The sequence below is a fragment of the Hyphobacterium sp. genome (assembly GCF_965229905.1).
Lineage (GTDB): Bacteria > Pseudomonadota > Alphaproteobacteria > Caulobacterales > Maricaulaceae > Hyphobacterium.
In genome coordinates this window covers 423,806-439,608 of sequence record NZ_OZ245930.1, presented here as the reverse complement: position 1 = coordinate 439,608, position 15,803 = coordinate 423,806, and the positions used below count along the sequence as shown (strand labels likewise).

General features: G+C 63.8%; 18 protein-coding genes. 13 read left to right on the top strand and 5 right to left on the bottom strand.

Going from position 1 to position 15,803, the window contains the following annotated elements; genetic code table 11:
• Positions 1-64: 64 nt before the first annotated feature.
• Positions 65-526: a preQ(1) synthase gene (queF, locus tag ACO08C_RS02235; protein ID WP_421787147.1), complete on the top strand. Its 462-nt coding sequence runs from the start codon at positions 65-67 to the stop codon at positions 524-526.
• Here queF and ACO08C_RS02230 read toward each other — a convergent pair.
• Positions 523-1,158, bottom strand: coding sequence for a nitroreductase family protein (locus ACO08C_RS02230; protein ID WP_421787145.1), 636 nt, complete (start codon positions 1,156-1,158; stop codon positions 523-525). The genes queF and ACO08C_RS02230 overlap by 4 nt on opposite strands.
• Positions 1,159-1,263: 105 nt before the next feature.
• Here ACO08C_RS02230 and ACO08C_RS02225 point away from each other — a divergent pair, with 105 nt between their 5' ends.
• From ACO08C_RS02225 to ACO08C_RS02180, 10 genes are all read left to right on the top strand, one after another.
• The gene (locus ACO08C_RS02225) at positions 1,264-1,899 is read left to right on the top strand and encodes a TetR/AcrR family transcriptional regulator (RefSeq protein WP_421787143.1); all 636 of its coding nucleotides are present in this window, start codon (positions 1,264-1,266) and stop codon (positions 1,897-1,899) included.
• A gap of 100 nt (positions 1,900-1,999) precedes the next feature.
• Complete coding sequence (locus ACO08C_RS02220; protein WP_421787141.1) at positions 2,000-3,133, top strand: efflux RND transporter periplasmic adaptor subunit; 1,134 nt, start codon at positions 2,000-2,002, stop codon at positions 3,131-3,133.
• Entirely contained in the window at positions 3,133-6,270 is a 3,138-nt protein-coding gene (locus tag ACO08C_RS02215; RefSeq protein WP_421787140.1) for an efflux RND transporter permease subunit, read from the top strand. The genes ACO08C_RS02220 and ACO08C_RS02215 overlap by 1 nt, the downstream gene beginning before the upstream one ends.
• 31 nt (positions 6,271-6,301) lie before the next feature.
• Positions 6,302-6,892 carry an NUDIX domain-containing protein gene (locus ACO08C_RS02210; RefSeq protein ID WP_421787138.1) on the top strand — a complete coding sequence of 197 codons (591 nt, stop codon included), beginning with the start codon at positions 6,302-6,304 and terminating at the stop codon, positions 6,890-6,892.
• 2 nt (positions 6,893-6,894) lie between these two features.
• Positions 6,895-7,704 carry a serine O-acetyltransferase gene (gene cysE, locus ACO08C_RS02205; RefSeq protein ID WP_421787136.1) on the top strand — a complete coding sequence of 270 codons (810 nt, stop codon included), beginning with the start codon at positions 6,895-6,897 and terminating at the stop codon, positions 7,702-7,704.
• Between the two features lie 71 nt (positions 7,705-7,775).
• The gene (locus ACO08C_RS02200; protein WP_421787134.1) at positions 7,776-8,000 is read left to right on the top strand and encodes a DUF3126 family protein; all 225 of its coding nucleotides are present in this window, start codon (positions 7,776-7,778) and stop codon (positions 7,998-8,000) included.
• The gene (locus ACO08C_RS02195; RefSeq protein WP_421787133.1) at positions 7,997-8,788 is read left to right on the top strand and encodes an ATP-binding cassette domain-containing protein; all 792 of its coding nucleotides are present in this window, start codon (positions 7,997-7,999) and stop codon (positions 8,786-8,788) included. Before ACO08C_RS02200 ends, ACO08C_RS02195 begins: the two co-directional genes overlap by 4 nt.
• Entirely contained in the window at positions 8,785-10,329 is a 1,545-nt protein-coding gene (locus ACO08C_RS02190; protein ID WP_421787131.1) for an ABC transporter permease/substrate-binding protein, read from the top strand. Before ACO08C_RS02195 ends, ACO08C_RS02190 begins: the two co-directional genes overlap by 4 nt.
• A gap of 108 nt (positions 10,330-10,437) precedes the next feature.
• A complete protein-coding gene (locus tag ACO08C_RS02185) occupies positions 10,438-10,698 on the top strand; it encodes a hypothetical protein (protein WP_421787129.1) in 261 nt (86 codons plus the stop codon).
• The gene (locus tag ACO08C_RS02180; RefSeq protein ID WP_421787128.1) at positions 10,685-11,179 is read left to right on the top strand and encodes a helix-turn-helix transcriptional regulator; all 495 of its coding nucleotides are present in this window, start codon (positions 10,685-10,687) and stop codon (positions 11,177-11,179) included. The genes ACO08C_RS02185 and ACO08C_RS02180 overlap by 14 nt, the downstream gene beginning before the upstream one ends.
• A 62-nt stretch (positions 11,180-11,241) precedes the next feature.
• On the opposite strand, the gene ACO08C_RS02175 is transcribed toward ACO08C_RS02180, so the two are convergent.
• The gene (locus ACO08C_RS02175) at positions 11,242-12,006 is read right to left on the bottom strand and encodes a PhoH family protein (RefSeq protein ID WP_421787127.1); all 765 of its coding nucleotides are present in this window, start codon (positions 12,004-12,006) and stop codon (positions 11,242-11,244) included.
• 295 nt (positions 12,007-12,301) lie between these two features.
• Here ACO08C_RS02175 and ACO08C_RS02170 point away from each other — a divergent pair, with 295 nt between their 5' ends.
• Positions 12,302-12,829, top strand: coding sequence for a gamma carbonic anhydrase family protein (locus ACO08C_RS02170; RefSeq protein WP_421787125.1), 528 nt, complete (start codon positions 12,302-12,304; stop codon positions 12,827-12,829).
• 82 nt (positions 12,830-12,911) lie between these two features.
• On the opposite strand, the gene ACO08C_RS02165 is transcribed toward ACO08C_RS02170, so the two are convergent.
• The 3 genes from ACO08C_RS02165 to ACO08C_RS02155 form a co-directional block, all read right to left on the bottom strand.
• The gene (locus ACO08C_RS02165) at positions 12,912-13,433 is read right to left on the bottom strand and encodes a DUF4339 domain-containing protein (protein ID WP_421787123.1); all 522 of its coding nucleotides are present in this window, start codon (positions 13,431-13,433) and stop codon (positions 12,912-12,914) included.
• A 73-nt stretch (positions 13,434-13,506) separates the two neighbouring features.
• On the bottom strand, positions 13,507-14,124 hold the full coding sequence (locus ACO08C_RS02160) for a PilZ domain-containing protein (RefSeq protein WP_421787121.1): 618 nt from the start codon (positions 14,122-14,124) through the stop codon (positions 13,507-13,509).
• Positions 14,125-14,184: 60 nt separating this feature from the next.
• Positions 14,185-14,736 carry a PAS domain-containing protein gene (locus ACO08C_RS02155; protein WP_421787119.1) on the bottom strand — a complete coding sequence of 184 codons (552 nt, stop codon included), beginning with the start codon at positions 14,734-14,736 and terminating at the stop codon, positions 14,185-14,187.
• A gap of 158 nt (positions 14,737-14,894) precedes the next feature.
• Between ACO08C_RS02155 and ACO08C_RS02150 the strand changes: the two genes are divergently transcribed.
• The gene (locus ACO08C_RS02150; protein ID WP_421787117.1) at positions 14,895-15,803 is read left to right on the top strand and encodes a hypothetical protein; all 909 of its coding nucleotides are present in this window, start codon (positions 14,895-14,897) and stop codon (positions 15,801-15,803) included.

The window sequence follows — 15,803 nt, the reverse complement described above, 5'->3', positions numbered from 1 at the left end:
CGCTCTGACCATGCCCGACATGTGCTGCTTGCAATAATGTGAAGCCGCGCCTAGCAAGACGGCCATGAGCGACAACCGATATGACAATCTGGAGATGCTGGGCGGCGAGGGTAAGGCCGCGGCGTCACCCGAAGACGCGCCGCTGGAACGGGTCGAAAACCCGGCCACAGCGGATTATGTCATCCGTTTCACCTGCCCGGAATTCACATCGATCTGTCCGGTCACCGGTCAACCGGACTTTGCGCATCTTGTGATCGATTACGCGCCGGAAAAATGGATCGTCGAATCCAAATCGCTGAAGCTCTATCTCACCAGCTTCCGCAATCACGGCGCCTTCCACGAAGCCTGCACCATGATGATCGCACAGCGCCTGATCGACGAATTATCGCCGAAATGGCTGCGCATTGGGGGCTATTGGTATCCGCGCGGAGGCATCCCGATCGACATCTTCTTCCAGACCGGCGAAGTGCCCGAGGGCCTTTGGCTGCCGGACCAGGGCGTCGCGCCCTATCGCGGCCGCGGCTAGCCCCGCCAGATCCCGATCTCCGGGGCCGGACGCACGCGTTCCACCGGCTCGTCTTGCGTCGATCCGATATAGATGAAACCGGCGATGCGCTCGCCCGAGCGCAGACCCAGCGTGTCCTTCACCTGCGGATGATAGGCATACCATTCCGTCAGCCATTGCGCCCCAAAGCCCATGGCCTGGGCCGCTATCAGTAGGTTCTGACAGGCCGCACCGGCCGACAGGATCTGCTCCCACTCCGGAATCTTGTGGTTTTCCAGCACGCGGGAAATGACGGCGATGACGAGCGGCGCACGCATGAATCGCTGTGTCTCCAGGGCCAGACGCGTTTCGTCAGCCTCGTTTTCGCTCGCCCAGATTTTTGCCAGCACTTCACCGAAATGGGCCCGGTCCTCGCCCTGGAACAGCAGGAAGCGCCACGGCGCCATCTTGCCGTGATCGGGAACGCGAGCGGCAATATTCAGCAAGCAATCCAGCTGTTCTGGAGACGGGCCTGGATCGTTCAGATTGATGGCGGCCGTCGATCGCCGCCGGGCCAGCAGCGCCAGCGTGTCCGCATTCTTGTGATGCGGCGAGAGCCGCTCGCCTTGCTGCGGGAATTCAGGCGTAAAATCGGGCGTTTCGCTCGGCGGCATGGGCAGGTGTCCTGTTGCGGAATTTTGACGTTTTCGAAATCGCGACCTTATATGGAGGCGTGAAGCGGCACCAGAACCGCGAAGCAGGAAGCTCTTGGGAATCGTATGAACGCTGATGTCACCCTTGATAGTCTGACGCCGGCCGAGCGCCGCCGTCTGAAGGTCCGCGACGCCATTATAGAGGCGGCAGAATCGCTGTTCACCAAGGAAGGCGAGCAGGGCATCTCGATGCGGCGGCTGGCGGAAGCGATCGATTACTCGCCGGCCGCGATCTACAAATATTTCGACTCCAAGGAGGCCCTGTTCTCCGAAATGCGCGAGCTGTTCTTCGAACGGCTGATCAAGCGCATGGGTGAGGCGACGGAAGAGGGCGGCGACGAGCACGTGCTGTGCGCGCGGTGCGGCAAGGTCTATATCGAAACCGCGCTCGAAGAGCCGAACCACTACATCATGGCCTTTTCCTTCTGGAACAAGGATGAAGAGGTCGATGAGGGCTCGTTCGCCTTCCATGCCGAAAAGATGCTCTGCGACATGATCCGATCCGGCATCCAGAAGGGCATTTTCCGGGACATGGACCCGCTGGTTGCGTCCAAGAGTGTCTGGGCCAGCGTCCATGGTCTGGCGACATTGATGGCGTCCATCGAAGGGTTCCCTGCCTCCATGCCCGGCTCGGAGCACGTGTCGCGGCAGGCCGTCATTGATTTCCACACGGACATGATTATCCGCGGTCTCAAAGCCTGACGCATCGGCGATATGCAAAAAAGTGAACAGCGTTCACTTTTCAAACGCATGAGATTGCCCTATATGCCCTTTGAACGGAGTTCGTACGAGGGGCGTTTCCATGTCTGCATTGAAAACCCGGCTGCAATCGATCGGCGCAGGAATGGCGGTGATCACCGCGGCATTGGGTGTGGCGGCCATCGTCTTGATCGTTTCCGCATCGCGCGCTGCCGATGCCGACATCCAGCAAGGCGATGCCGGCGCTCTGCCGGTGCGGGTGCTGACCGTCAGCTATCAGGACGATGCCGCGATTAACGAAGCCTATCCCGGTCTGATTACCGCGCGCCGCGAAAGCGATCTCGGCTTCCAGAGCGGCGGCCGCATTGCCGAGATTGCGGTCGATGTCGGTGACCGGGTGGAAGAGGGCGATACGCTCGCGCGCCTCGATACAAGCACATTGGCGGCACAAATCGCCGCTGCCGACGCCCAAACCAATGAAGCCCAGGCGCAGGTCGAGATCGCCGGCGCGACCGAACAGCGCCAGCGGACGCTTCTGGAACGCGGCCACATCTCGCAGCAGCGCCTCGACGAGGTCGCCACCAATACAACGGCGGCGGAAGCCCGCCGCGCCGCTGCCGCAGCCCAGGCCAACGCCTTGCGGGCACAGCTTGTCCTGTCGCGCATCACCGCGCCGTTCAGCGGCGTCGTTACGGCCCGCATGGCCGATGAGGGCGCGATCGCAGCACCCGGGGCGTCCGTTTTGCGCCTCGTTGAGGACGCAGCGCTGGAAATCCGGATCGGGCTGCCGGCGGCGGCTGCCGCGACGCTGGTCGAAGGCGAGGCTTATACCTTTGAGACCGGCGCCGGACCGATCGCCGCGGAATTCCGTACCGCAACCGGCGTCGTCGATGTGCGCACCCGCACCGTGACCGCCATCTTCGACATTGAAGGCGGCTTGGCCCGCGCCGGAGAGGTCGCCCGCCTGCAGCTTGAAACGGGGATCGCCGAAAGCGGTTTCTGGGTGCCGACCAGCGCTTTGACGGAGGGCCGCCGAGGCCTTTGGTCTGTGCAAACGCTTGTCCGCCGCGACAGCGGAGAATGGGCACTCGAGCCGAGGATCGTCGAAACCCTGCGGGTCGAAGTCGACCGCGCCTTCGTCCGCGGCGCCGTTGATGATGGCGAGATGATCGTCGCGTCGGGTTTGCAGCGCGTCACGCCCGGCCAATCGGTGATCCCGGTTGAGGATGCGGACTGATGGCCACGATCTTCTATCGCTTCTCGCGGCTCTCCATTCTCGCGGTTTTCTTGTTGACGATTGCCGGCGCGGGCGCGTTGTTCACGCTCGGCCGTCAGGAAGACCCTAGTCTGACCGAGCGCTTCGGTGTCGTCGTTACACCCTTTCCCGGCGCCTCCGCCGAACGGGTCGAAGCTCTGATCACCGACCCGATCGAGGATTCGATCCGCGAGCTTGCCGAGATCGACGACGTTATTTCGACGTCGCGCTCCGGCATCTCGCTGATCAACATCAACATCCGCGAAGATCTCAATCCGACCGAGGTTGACCAGACCTGGACGCAGATCCGCGAACAGGTCGATGCGGTGCGCCCGCTTCTCCCCCCGGAAGCGGGCGATCCGGACGTGCAGCGGCAATATATTGGCGCGGCCACCATGATCGTCGCGCTCGGCTGGACCGCTGCCAGCGAGCCCAACCTTGCCATTCTGTCGCGGCTTGCCAGCGATCTTGAAGACAGGCTCCTGAACATTCCCGGCACCGAAGAAACCGCGCTTTATGGTCAGGCGGACGAGGAAATCCGTGTCGTGGCCGATCCCGATGCGCTGGCGGCGCTCGGGCTCACCGTCGGCGACCTTGCCGGCCTGATCTCGCAGGCTGATGCGAAGACGCCGGCCGGCGAACTGCGCTCCGGCGACGTCAATCTCAATGTTGAGATCGGCGGTGAGTTCGAGACCCTGGACCGCATCCGCACCGTGCCGGTAATCGAATCTCAGGATGGCGACTTCGTCCGTCTCGGCGATATCGCCGAGATCGAGCGCGGCATTCGCAACCCGGCCTCCGCCATGGCCTATTTCAATGGCGATCGCGTCATCTATGTCGCCGGTTTCCTGCAACCGGAATTACGCGTCGATGTCTGGTCCGACCGCGCCCGCGAGGTCGTGGCCGGCTTTGCTGCGGAGAATCCCGGCATTGCCGTCGACATCGTTTTTTCCCAGTCGGACTATGTCGAATCCCGTCTCAACGGCCTGTCCGTCAATCTCGGTTACTCGGCACTGATCGTGTTCGGCGTGCTCTTCCTGCTGATGGGCTGGCGCGCCGCGCTGATCGTCGGCTCGGCTCTGCCGCTAACCGTATTGTTCGTGCTCTTCCTGATCCGCGTCTTCGACGAACCATTGCACCAGATGTCGGTCACCGGCCTCGTCGTCGCGCTCGGCCTTCTGATCGACAATGCCATCGTCGTCGTCGACGAATACCAGCTCAAGCGCGCCAAGGGTTTGCCGCCGCTCGATGCGATCGACCAGTCGCTGAAACATCTGTTCGGCCCGCTGCTGGCCTCGACGATGACCACGATTTTTGCCTTTGCCCCGATCGCGCTGATGCCTGGCGCCGCCGGTGAGTTCATCGGGATGATCGGCGTTTCGGTGATCTTCGCCGTGGCGGCCAGCTTCCTTCTGGCCATGACGATCGTGCCGGCCTTTGCGGGCTGGTTCGACCACAATAATTATGCCGAGGGCCGGCATTCCGTTTTGCGCGATGGCTTGCGGTTTAAGCCGCTCGAATACCTCTATCGCGGAATCCTTCAGGCCGTGACGACCCGCCCCTGGGTTGGCCTGGTGGGCGGGGCGATCCTCCCCGTGGCGGGCTTCGCCGCCGCCACCACCCTGCCCATGCAATTCTTCCCGCCGACCGACCGCGACATGTTCCAGGTCGAAATGGTGCTGCCGACCAATACCTCGATCGAGGAGACGCGCCGCCAGGTGCTGCGCGCGACCGAGCTGATCGAGGCCTATGACGGCGTCATCGATGTCGGCTGGACCCTCGGCGAAAGCCCGCCGCGCACCTATTACAACGTGATCGGCAATGAAAGCGCGGCGCCTTACCTGGCCGCTGGCTGGGTCCGTACCCAATCCGCTGAAGCGACCGAGACCCTGTTGCCGCAATTGCAGCATGACATGATCGCTGCCTTCCCGCAGGCGCGCTTCCTGACATTGCCCTTCGAGCAAGGCCCGCCCACGGCGGCGCCCATCGAGCTCAAGATTTTCGGACCCGATCTCGCCACGCTGGATGCGCTCGGAGACGAGGTCCGCACCATCCTGGCCGCGACACCCGGCGTGACGACGACGGTGGCCGGCATGCGCATGGGCGAGCCGGTCGCACGGGTCAATGTCGACGAGGCCGCCGCCGAACTGGCCGGCATAAGGCTCGACAATCTTGCCAGCCGGCTGCGTGCCGACTTCGACGGCGTACCTGGCGGCTCGATCCTCGAGGGCGTCGAGGAAATGCCGGTGCGCGTGATTGCTGCGGAGAACCGCCGTGCCAGCGTCAGCGACCTGGCCGCCGCGCCGCTGCTGACCGCGCCTGACAGCGGCATCCTGTCGGCGCCGGTCTCGGCGCTGGGCGATGTCGGCCTGTCGCCGGAAGTCGCCAGCATCCGCCGCCAGGACGGCAACCGGATGAATCCGATCTATGCCTATCTCGAACCGTTCAGCCTGCCCGCACCCGTACTCGAGGATTTCCTGTCGCGGCTCGACGCCGCCGGGGTGGAGCTTCCACCGGGCTATACGCTTCAGATCGGCGGTGAGGCCGAAGCGCGTGGCGATGCGATCGGAAATTTGTTCGGTACTGCCGGCCCGCTCCTGATCCTGATGATCGGTTCCGTGGTGCTGGCTTTCAATTCCTTCCGCTTTGCCGGTGTGGTCTTTGTCGTCGGTTTCCTGTCGGTCGGGCTCGCCATGTTCGGCGTCTGGATGTTCGGCACGCCGCTGGGCTTCAATGCCATTGTCGGCGCGATGGGTCTGGTCGGCCTGTCGATCAATGGCACGATTGTCGTGCTCTCGGCCTTGCGGGCGAGTCCCGGTGCCAATGCGCTCGATTTGGCGGTCGTCGAGGACACGGTGGTCGATGCCACGCGCCACATCATCTCGACCACGCTGACAACGATCGGCGGCTTCACCCCGCTGATTTTGTCCGGGGATTCCTTCTGGATCCCGTTCGCCGCCGCCGTCGCCGGCGGGGTTGCCGGATCGGCTCTGCTGGCGCTGATCTTTGCCCCGGCCGCCTTCGTTCTCCTCACCAGGGCGCGCCAGAAGCGCCGCGACTTCCAGGACCGGCTGAAGAAGCGCGTGAAGCGCGGCGCCTTGATGCAGGGCGCGGAATAGGCCAAGTCCTGCACGCAAGGCGGGAGTTGGCATGATCAAGCGTGGCGGTTGGACGGTGAAACCCGGCGAGCGGGTCTATGACAATCCGTGGATGGAGCTGACGCGCTATGACGGCACGCGGCCGGACGGGAAGGCGGGTGCCTACACCGTCATCTCGCCCAAGCATCACGCGATCCTGATCCTGCCGCTGTTTGCCGACGGGACGACCATGTTCGTCGGCCAGCCACGCTTTGCGCTCGACAACTACAGCTGGGAAATCCCCGAAGGCGGCGGCCGCAAGGAATCTGATCCGCTGGACAGCGCCAAACGTGAGCTGAAAGAAGAAACCGGCCTCATTGCCGAACACTGGCTGGAAATCCTGCAGGCGGAGGTCTCCAACTCGCTAACCGATGAGCTCGCCTTCGGTTTTATCGCCACCGGCCTTACGCAGGGCGCGCCCGATCCGGACGGTACGGAGGAGCTAACGCCCCGCCGTTTGCCCTTCCGCGACGCGCTCGATGAAGTGATGCGCGGTGAGATCCGCGATCTCTGCTCGGTGGCAATGATCCTGAAGGCGCATTACATGGCCCGGACCGGCCGCCTCGAAAAGGCGCTGGCGAAGGCCATGCTCGAAGGGGAGTAGCCATGCCCGCAGAAACCCTCAACCTGGTCGATGGCCCGTCTTCGGTCTGGTCGCGCCTGCGCATTGATGCGGCCACAGCGTCCGCCGAAGAGCCGATCCTCGCCAGTTTTCTCAACGCGGCCATTCTGCGCCATGACCGCTTCGCCGACGCGCTCGCCTACCGGCTGGCCTCGAAGCTCGCCGATGCCCAGCTCGACGCTATGCTGGCCCGGGACGTGGTTGAGCAGGCGATCGCCGCCGAACCGGAGATTGCCAGCCGCGCCGCCGCCGACATGGTCGCCATCGAGGAGCGCGACCCGGCCTGCCGCTCCTTTCTGCAGCCCTTTCTTTATTTCAAGGGATTCCTTGCCTTGCAGGGCTATCGCGTTGCGCACTGGCTGTGGAAGCAGGAGCGCGAGACCTTCGCCTTCCATCTGCAAAGCCGGATATCCGAACGCTTCAGTGTTGATATCCATCCGGCTGCACAAATCGGGCAGGGCATCATGATCGACCATGCCACCGCGGTGGTGATCGGCGAGACCGCTGTCGTCGGCGACAATGTCTCGCTCCTGCACGGCGTCACGCTGGGCGGCACGGGCAAGGCCGACACCGACCGCCATCCCAAGATCGGCGATGGCGTCCTCATCGGCGCGGGCGCGAAAGTGCTCGGCGATATCAAGGTCGGTGAGGAAGCGCGCATCGCTGCCGGCTCGGTCGTGCTCAAGGACGTGCCCGCGCACTGCACGGTGGCGGGCGTTCCCGCTGAACCGGTCGGCGGGCTGTGCAAGGAGCCGGCGCGCACCATGGACCAGCGCATCGACACCGGTGACTGACCCCGCCCTTGCCTTGCAGGGCGCCGGGACTATGGTCCGGCAAGGAATCAGACATTGAGGAAGCCAGACACGTGTCCAACTTCGTGACCGCCGAGGAAGCCACCAAGCTGGAGGCATTTCTCCAAAAGAAACTCAACCCGCAAATGGTCGTCCAGCGCCGCCAGCGCGCGGACGAATGCGCCGAGATCCATATCGGCGATGAATGCCTCGGCGTCGTCCAGAAGATCGTGGACGAGGGCGAGACCAGCTATTCCTTCGAGATCACCATTCTCGATATCGACCTGGAAGAGGCTTGAGCGCAGCCGGCACCGGCACTGACGTCCTTCGCGTCGAAGGACTGACCAAGCGCTATCCCGGCAGCGTTCTCGCGGCCGACAATGTCTCCCTGTCCGTTGCCGCGGGCGAACTTGTCGCCATTGTCGGCGAATCCGGCTCCGGCAAGACCACGACGCTGAAGGCGATCAACCGGCTGATCGAACCCTCGGAGGGCCGGATACAATTCCAGGGCCGCGACGTGATGGGCATCGACGCCCATGATCTGCGCCGCGAAATCGGCTGGGTGATGCAGGGCGACGGCCTGTTTCCGCATTTCACCGCCGCGCAGAATATCGCGGTGACGCCGCGTCTTCTGGGCTGGGACAAGCCGCGCATCGCGGCGCGCACCGACCAACTGCTTGAACTCGTCCGCCTCGACCCGGCGGACTTCCGTGACCGTTTCCCGCTCAAAATGTCGGGCGGCCAGCGCCAGCGTATCGCCATTGCGCGCGCGCTCGCCGCCGAACCTCCGCTCATCCTCTTGGACGAGGCCTTTTCGGCGCTCGACCCGGTCACCCGTGCTGGCCTGCAGGAGGATTTCACCGCGCTGCAACACCGCCTGAAATTCGCCGCCGTCATGGTCACCCATGACATGGCCGAGGCGCTGCTGCTGGCCAACAGGATCCTCGTCATGAAGGACGGGCGCGTGGTTCAGACCGGCACCCCGTCCGATCTCGTCAACCGGCCGGCCGACCCTTACGTCACGGAGCTTCTTGCCGCCCCGGCCAAACAGGCCAAGGCTGTGGCCGCGCTGGAGGGCGCATCATGAGCCCGCAGCTGGCCGAGGCGTTTGCCGTTCTGTCCGAATATCTCGGCGGACACATGCGCCTGTCGATGGCGGCGATCGCGACGGCCATTGTTGTCAGCCTGCCGCTCGGGATCCTTGCGGCGCGCCGCGATTGGCTCGCCGGCCCGGCGCTCGCCTTCGCCTCCACCCTGCAGACCATTCCCGGCCTTGCCCTGCTCGCCCTAATGGTGCCCGTGCTGGGCGGCACGATCGGATTTGCGCCAGCCTTCATCGCGCTGACCCTCTATGGCGTGCTGCCGATCTTGCGCAACACGATTGTCGGCCTGCAGGCGGTGGATCCCGTCGTCCGCGAAGCGGCGCGCGGCGTCGGCATGACGCGCCGCCAGGCGCTCATCGACGTTGAATTGCCGCTCGCTCTGCCGACCATTGTCGCGGGCATCCGTACCGCCGTCGTCTGGGTGGTTGGCGCCGCCGTGCTCGCCACCCCGGTTGGGGCGGCCAGCCTCGGCAATTACATTTTCGCCGGTCTGCAGACGCGCAACTGGACGGCCGTGCTGTTCGGCTGCGTCGTCTCGGCGGTGCTTGCCATCCTCTTGGACCAGATCGTGCGCAGTTATGAGATCGCCGCGCGCCGCCGCGACCGGAGGATTGCCGGTGTGGCGACCCTGGCGGGCATCGTCCTCATTGGCGCCGCGCTTGCGCCCAGCCTGTTGACGACCGGCTCGCGCCAGGCCGGAGACAACATCCTCGTCGAAGCAATCGGGCTCGAAGGCCGCGCCGTGACCGTCGCCTCCAAACCCTTTACAGAGCAATATATCCTCGCCGCGCTAATCGAACGCGTGCTGGAAGAGGAGGGCGCCATCGTCACCCGCCGCGACGGGCTCGGCACGGCGGTCATTTTCGATGCGCTGACCCATAGCGAGATCGATGTCTCGGTCGATTATTCCGGCACGCTGTGGACCAACACGCTGCGCCGCGAGGACAGGGTCGGCCGCTTCCGCATGATGGCGGAGATCAACGCCTTCCTCTTGGACCAGTACGGCATCTACTCGCCGGGTTCGCTGGGTTTTGAAAACGCTTATGGCTTTGCCATGAGCCGCGACGGCGCGGCACGGCTCGGTGTCGACAGCATCGCCGACCTGGCCGGGCAGGCGGTGACGATCGGCGCCGACAGCGAGTTCTTCGTGCGGCCGGAATGGACGGGCACGCGCCAGGCGTACGGTTTGCAGGATGCCACGCCGCGGCCGATGGATTCGACCTTCATGTATGGCGCGGTCCGCGACGGCCAGGTTGATGTCATCACCGCCTATACGACGGACGGGCGGATCGCCGCCTTTGACCTCGTCATCCTCGACGATCCGCGCGCCGTCCTGCCGCCCTATGACGCCATGATCCTCTTGTCGCCTGACGCCGCTGCGGACGATGCGGTGGCGGCGGCGCTCGCCCCTCTGGTCAATGCGATCACGCCGGAGATGATGCGCGAGGCCAATCGCCGCGTCGATCTTGATGGCGAAACGCCGGACCAGGCGGCGGCGTGGTTGTGGGGGGAGATAGGGGGTTAACCCTATTCCGGTTTGCCGCCGACATCCAATCCCGCTAGGGTTGCAATACAACCAGGGCGGGATAAATATTGACACATGTAAACAATTCCATCAGATTGCGCACCAGGTTTGGCGCAGCGGCCGCGGCATCCTGATCCGGACATCGAGGCGGCCGTTGCGGTGCTCGAAGCGCTGGGCTGGCGCTGGAAAGCACCGGGACGCTCCGCCCATGCTTGGGGGCGAATGCTCTGCCCTTGGCACGACCGGACTGGCTGCCGGATCTCGGTCTGGTCGACGCCGCGCGATCCGGCCCGCCATGCCCGGCAGATCCGGCGCGCCGGCAAGCGGTGCGGCCACAGTCAGGATGAGGAAGCGCATGGCAGTGTTTGAGTTCGCGATAGTCGCCACGGGTCTAGACCCGGCCGCCGACGATTTCGAGGACCGGTTCTTCGATGCGGGCTGCAATGACGCAACCCTTATCGTGACTCGTGGCGCCATCGTCCTGCATTTCGCCCGTGAAGCCGGGACGCTTTCGGAGGCGCTCGAAAGTGCCATTGCCGATGTGCGGGCGGCCGGCGCGGTGCCCGAACGTGTCGAGCCGGACAACCTCGTCAGCCTGTCGGATATCGCCCAACGGGCCGGCCTCACCCGGCAGGCGATTTCCAACTATGCCAGCGGCAAGGGACCGCGCGCCGCGGGCTTCCCGCGCCCGGTCGCGCGCATCACGAGTGAATCGCCGCTCTGGGACTGGGCCGAGATGGCGGCCTGGCTCGCCGCGAAGGGGGTGGTGTCTCAGGAGGTCTTGGAGGCAGCGCGGGTGATCGAAACGGCGAATCGCGGATTTGGCCGGACCGAGATGGCCGCCGAATAAAAAAAACCGGCGGAGCGTCGCTGCCCCGCCGGCTTAAACCCTTCAGAAAATCCGTAGTCCCGCTACAGCACATCCAACATGGACGCGACCAGCGGATGACGGACAATGTCTTCCGCCTGCAGGCGGATGACGCCGATATCCGGTACGTCCTCCAGTTTTTCGGCAATACCGGCGAGCCCGCTCATTTCCGGCAAGAGGTCGGTCTGGGCCGGATCGCCGGTCACCACCATGGTCGAGTGCCAGCCCAGCCGCGTGAGCAGCATTTTCAGCTGGCCATAGGTGCAGTTCTGGGCTTCGTCGACGACGACAAACGCATTGTTCAGAGTCCGCCCGCGCATATAGCCGATCGGCGCGATTTCGATGAGACCTTCCGCCATCAAAGCCTTCAGCCGCTTGGGTGACAGCCGGTCGGAGAGCGCGTCATAGAGCGGCCGCAGATAGGGGGCGAGCTTTTCTTCCATCGCACCGGGCAGGAAGCCGATCGATTCGCCGGCCTCGACCGCGGGACGAGAGAGGACGATGCGCGAGACATCGCCCTTTTCGAGTTGTTCGACGGCCTTCGCGACCGCGAGATAGGTTTTGCCCGTGCCGGCCGGGCCGAGCGCCATCACCATGGAGTGCTTGTCGATGGCGGCCATGAGTTTGGCCTGGCCCTCGGAGCGCGGTTTGACGTTTTTCATGTAACGCTGGTCGCGCATCGGTTCCTTGTCGTCCGGCGACCAGCTGGTCCCCGGAAAGAGCGCGCGCACCTTGGTTTGTTCGTCCTGGTAGTGACCGGAATTGAACTCACCAGAGGATTGACGGCGCTTAGCGGAACGTTTCGCCATGGAAGGGCTCTCCTGAAACTGAAAAACCCCCGCCGGCAGGCGAGGGTCGTGAACAAACAAGGCATGAGAGTTGCGCGGGAGTGGGGGCGGAGTCAGGACGGTCGGGACCCCGGTTGTCAGGCCTGTGGGTGCGTCGAATTCGCACTGGCCGCTCGCCTCCTCTTCGAAGCGCCTGCCATTCGACAGTGTGTCGAATCGCAAACGCAGTATCAGTCTAGTATGGTGAACAAACCCTAAGCGCCCCCGTCGCAGCAGTTTCACATTGAGTTTTGACCCACCGTGTCCGGAGAGCCACATGACGCTGTACGCCCTTGACGATCACACGCCGAAAACGCCGGAGAGCGGGAATTTCTGGGTCGCCCCGGGCGCCCATGTGATCGGCCGCGTGACCCTGAAGGAAAACGCCAGCGTCTGGTACAATTCCGTGGTCCGGGGCGATGTCGACGACATCACGATCGGCGAGGACACCAACATCCAGGACAATTCGGTGCTGCACACCGATCACGGCTATCCGATGGTCATCGGCAAGGGGGTGACAGTCGGTCACCGGGTCATGCTGCATGGCTGCACGATCGGCGACTATTCGCTGATCGGCATTGGCGCAACGCTGCTCAACGGCGTGAAGATCGGCACCAATTGCATCATCGGCGCGCACACCCTCCTGCCCGAAGGCAAGGAGATCCCGGACAATTCACTGGTCGTCGGTTCGCCGGGGAAAATCATCCGCACGCTCGAAGCCGACATGCACGAGATCCTGAAAGCCTCCGCCGATCATTATGTCGAGAACTGGAAGCGGCATAAAAGCCGCCTGAAACCGCTCTAGACCGGAAAGCACCCGCAGGGGCAGGGCGGGCTGGCACCGGACCGGCCGCCGGCATCAGGTTGGGTTCAGGGTGAGATCAGGGTCAGTCCGACCGCTCTCCACGCCACAATTCACGCACTTGTGCGTCGATATCCGTGGCGAAATTGAACCAGGCGGAGCGGTCCCGGCTGGCGTCGACCACCATCAGCTTGTCCTCGCGATCGAGGAGGTGGGACAGATCATTGCGCAGTGCCGAGGCCGTCGTCCGTGCGCGCACCATCCACACACCCGGCACGATCTCGGCGGTTTCACCATAGCGGCCAAGGACGGATTCAACGGCTTCACTGACACCGGACTTCACCTCGGTAACCACCAGAAGATTGGCCGCATCCTCAGTAACCGCCGCGGCCATCGCGACCTCGCGGTTTTCGTCGATCCAGCTGCGCAGGATTTCAACATCGCCCGCCGGCTTCCATTCGGTGTCGCGCTCCACGCTGACCAGCGTGTAGTCTGCCACGCGGCCCTCGGTGATATAGCCACGCATTTGCGGTGAGGTGTACGGGCCGTAGACCCGTCCATCCACCTTCACAAACCATGTGCGGGGCTGGCCGTTTTCCATACTCATAACGTGCGCCACATTGAGACGGTTTCCTCTTCTAGCCCCGTCACGCGGCAAGAATGAGGCCAATGTTTAATGCTTATGCAGCAGTGCTGGACGCGGCACTGGGTGGCATGAAGGCGACGGCGAATCCACCGTCCCATACACGTGCGACATGGCCGCGCATTTCTCCAACGCGGACTTCCTCGCCCACCCGCGGCCGCTCGATGGCGGCAAAGGCGGCGCCGGAGATGGAAACATCCACGACATCGGCGTCGATTTTCACGCCGTCATTGAAGTGAATCACGGCGCGGCCCTTGCCCGATTTCCGTGGCGCGGCGCGGTCTTCCGACAGGCCGAGCCTTTCCATGTTAAAGCGCCAAGTGATGGCATCGGCCAGCCGGTCGCGCTTGCGCGCATGGGCCGCGAATTGCAGCGAGAACCAGTTATCGCCCTTGCGCAGGACCCGCCCGTCCAGTCGTCCGAGTCCGTCGACCAGCAGCACGACGAAATCGCCCGGCATGGGCGGATTGCGCGTGGCGACCTTGGCCCCGCCAGGCGAAATATCGATCAGTCGGCACTTTTGTTCTTCGCCGCGCGAGTCGAGATAGCGTCCGTGCAATTGCAGCGGCAAACGCCGGTGGCGGCGCCGTTCTTCGGCACCCCGGGCTGCGACGCGGATCTTGCGGCGATCCAGTCGGGTAAAGGTTCCGCTCATGATTCCGACCTCTTCTGGCGGATCAGTATGCAGCAAGGGCGTTAAAAAGACTTTGCCGCGTCAGACATCATTTGCGGCATTGGGAACGGCAGGCGGCGGCGAGGCGGGCAGCGCCCAGTTCTTGGTGACCGGCAGGGTCATTTTGGTCAGGTCGTGACGGATGACCGGCCGGCGGCCGAAGCGGTCGGGCGATTGCAATGGCTGATAAAGGCCCAGCACACGGTCGACCTGTCCAACCTTCGAGGCCAGCGGCGTGAACACCAATTCCACCTCAATCTTGTCCCCGGACAGTGTTTCCGCGATAGCATGGGCATTCGCCGGGGCCCGGTTGGCGAGGACAGATTCGAGAAGCAGCTTCATCTGTGCGCGGTCATACCCCCGCCACAGCGACAGGAAATTCTGCTCCCGCAATTCCCGGTTCTGCAGAGCGCAAAGCCGCGTGCCGGCCAGGCGGAAAACATGATGAGACGCATCATGTCTTTGTAACATAAACAGATTTCCAAGAATGGCCTTGAGCTCGCTGGCGGAAATATCCGCCCGCGCCGGTACCGCCGCATCGCGCCGTCTGGCATCCCAGTAGGAGACCAGGGTTCTTGAATGGGCATGCATCATGTCGCGTCGCTTTCGTTAACCAGCCGCTGTGCCGGGATTGGTCATTTTGGCAACGCATTTTCAATCCTTGGGCCATACGCTTACGGCGAGAGTGAGCGCTCGCCTGCATGGAGAACCTGCCGGCGCGGCCGAGCCCGCAATAAAAACGGAGGACCGCCATGCGCGTGTCGCCAGCCTGTCTTCTCGCCGTTCTTGCCGCTGCTGCGCTGGGCGCGCCGGCACTCGCCCTGGGCGATCACCATGGGGGCGGCGGCCATGGCGGCGGCGGGGGTCACTATGGCGGCGGCTGTAATGGCGGTTATGGCGGTGGCTGCGGCGGCGGGCATCGCGTGCGCACGCCCGATATCCGCATCAATGGTCCGCGGATCAATATCGGCGTCAATGTGAACACCAATGTCAACGTCACGACCAACGTCAATGCCGACGCCAATGCCAATGCCGGGGCCAACGCAAATGCCGGGGCCGGGGCGGGTGGCCGCGCCGGCGCCGGCGCTGGCGCCACGGTCATCTCGCTGGGCGGTGGAGGCGGCAGTTTCGGCGCCCCGCCGCCGGCCACCGCGATCAACGGGCTCAACGTCTCCGGCCTGATTGTCACGGAGTTGGTCGAGGAAGAGCGCACGCGTATCCTCGAAGAATGGCGCGTTATCCGCGCTGTTTGCCTCGATGATCGCGGAACACCCCATCCGGCCTCTCGGCCGGATCCCGATGAACAGGTCGACCAGGTTTTTGACGGGGAACTTTTCCGTTGTATGTCAGGAACTTACATGCAGGTGACAATCGGCTGGCGGGTCGATGGCGCCGACATTTTCGAAGATGCGTTCACGCTTGTCTGCGCCCAGGGCGAAGCCTTGCGTCACGGGTCTGGCGGCCGCGTCTTCTGTGCCACTCAGGAACCTCGGCGCAATTGCAACGAGCGATCGCTTCTGCGCCTCTACGGACCGGGCGTGAAACTGGTCTATGTGCGCCGTGAAGAACACTATACCGAGATGGTCGAACACCGCCGCGAGATCATCAACACATCAAATCTCACCCTTATGCTCGATGGTGGAGTCGGCGGATATCGCTGA

Bases quoted from the DNA above. Each gene is read 5' to 3' on its own strand.
- ACO08C_RS02175 (WP_421787127.1), bottom strand. From the start codon at position 12,006: ATGGCGAAACGTTCCGCTAAGCGCCGTCAATCCTCTGGTGAGTTCAAT.
- ACO08C_RS02160 (WP_421787121.1), bottom strand. From the start codon at position 14,124: ATGAGCGGAACCTTTACCCGACTGGATCGCCGCAAGATCCGCGTCGCA.
- ACO08C_RS02155 (WP_421787119.1), bottom strand. From the start codon at position 14,736: ATGATGCATGCCCATTCAAGAACCCTGGTCTCCTACTGGGATGCCAGA.
- cysE (WP_421787136.1), top strand. From the start codon at position 6,895: ATGCCCGCAGAAACCCTCAACCTGGTCGATGGCCCGTCTTCGGTCTGG.
- ACO08C_RS02210 (WP_421787138.1), top strand. From the start codon at position 6,302: ATGATCAAGCGTGGCGGTTGGACGGTGAAACCCGGCGAGCGGGTCTAT.
- ACO08C_RS02225 (WP_421787143.1), top strand. From the start codon at position 1,264: ATGAACGCTGATGTCACCCTTGATAGTCTGACGCCGGCCGAGCGCCGC.
- ACO08C_RS02180 (WP_421787128.1), top strand. From the start codon at position 10,685: ATGGCAGTGTTTGAGTTCGCGATAGTCGCCACGGGTCTAGACCCGGCC.
- queF (WP_421787147.1), top strand. From the start codon at position 65: ATGAGCGACAACCGATATGACAATCTGGAGATGCTGGGCGGCGAGGGT.
- ACO08C_RS02165 (WP_421787123.1), bottom strand. From the start codon at position 13,433: ATGAGTATGGAAAACGGCCAGCCCCGCACATGGTTTGTGAAGGTGGAT.
- ACO08C_RS02190 (WP_421787131.1), top strand. From the start codon at position 8,785: ATGAGCCCGCAGCTGGCCGAGGCGTTTGCCGTTCTGTCCGAATATCTC.
- ACO08C_RS02150 (WP_421787117.1), top strand. From the start codon at position 14,895: ATGCGCGTGTCGCCAGCCTGTCTTCTCGCCGTTCTTGCCGCTGCTGCG.
- ACO08C_RS02220 (WP_421787141.1), top strand. From the start codon at position 2,000: ATGTCTGCATTGAAAACCCGGCTGCAATCGATCGGCGCAGGAATGGCG.
- ACO08C_RS02215 (WP_421787140.1), top strand. From the start codon at position 3,133: ATGGCCACGATCTTCTATCGCTTCTCGCGGCTCTCCATTCTCGCGGTT.
- ACO08C_RS02170 (WP_421787125.1), top strand. From the start codon at position 12,302: ATGACGCTGTACGCCCTTGACGATCACACGCCGAAAACGCCGGAGAGC.
- ACO08C_RS02230 (WP_421787145.1), bottom strand. From the start codon at position 1,158: ATGCCGCCGAGCGAAACGCCCGATTTTACGCCTGAATTCCCGCAGCAA.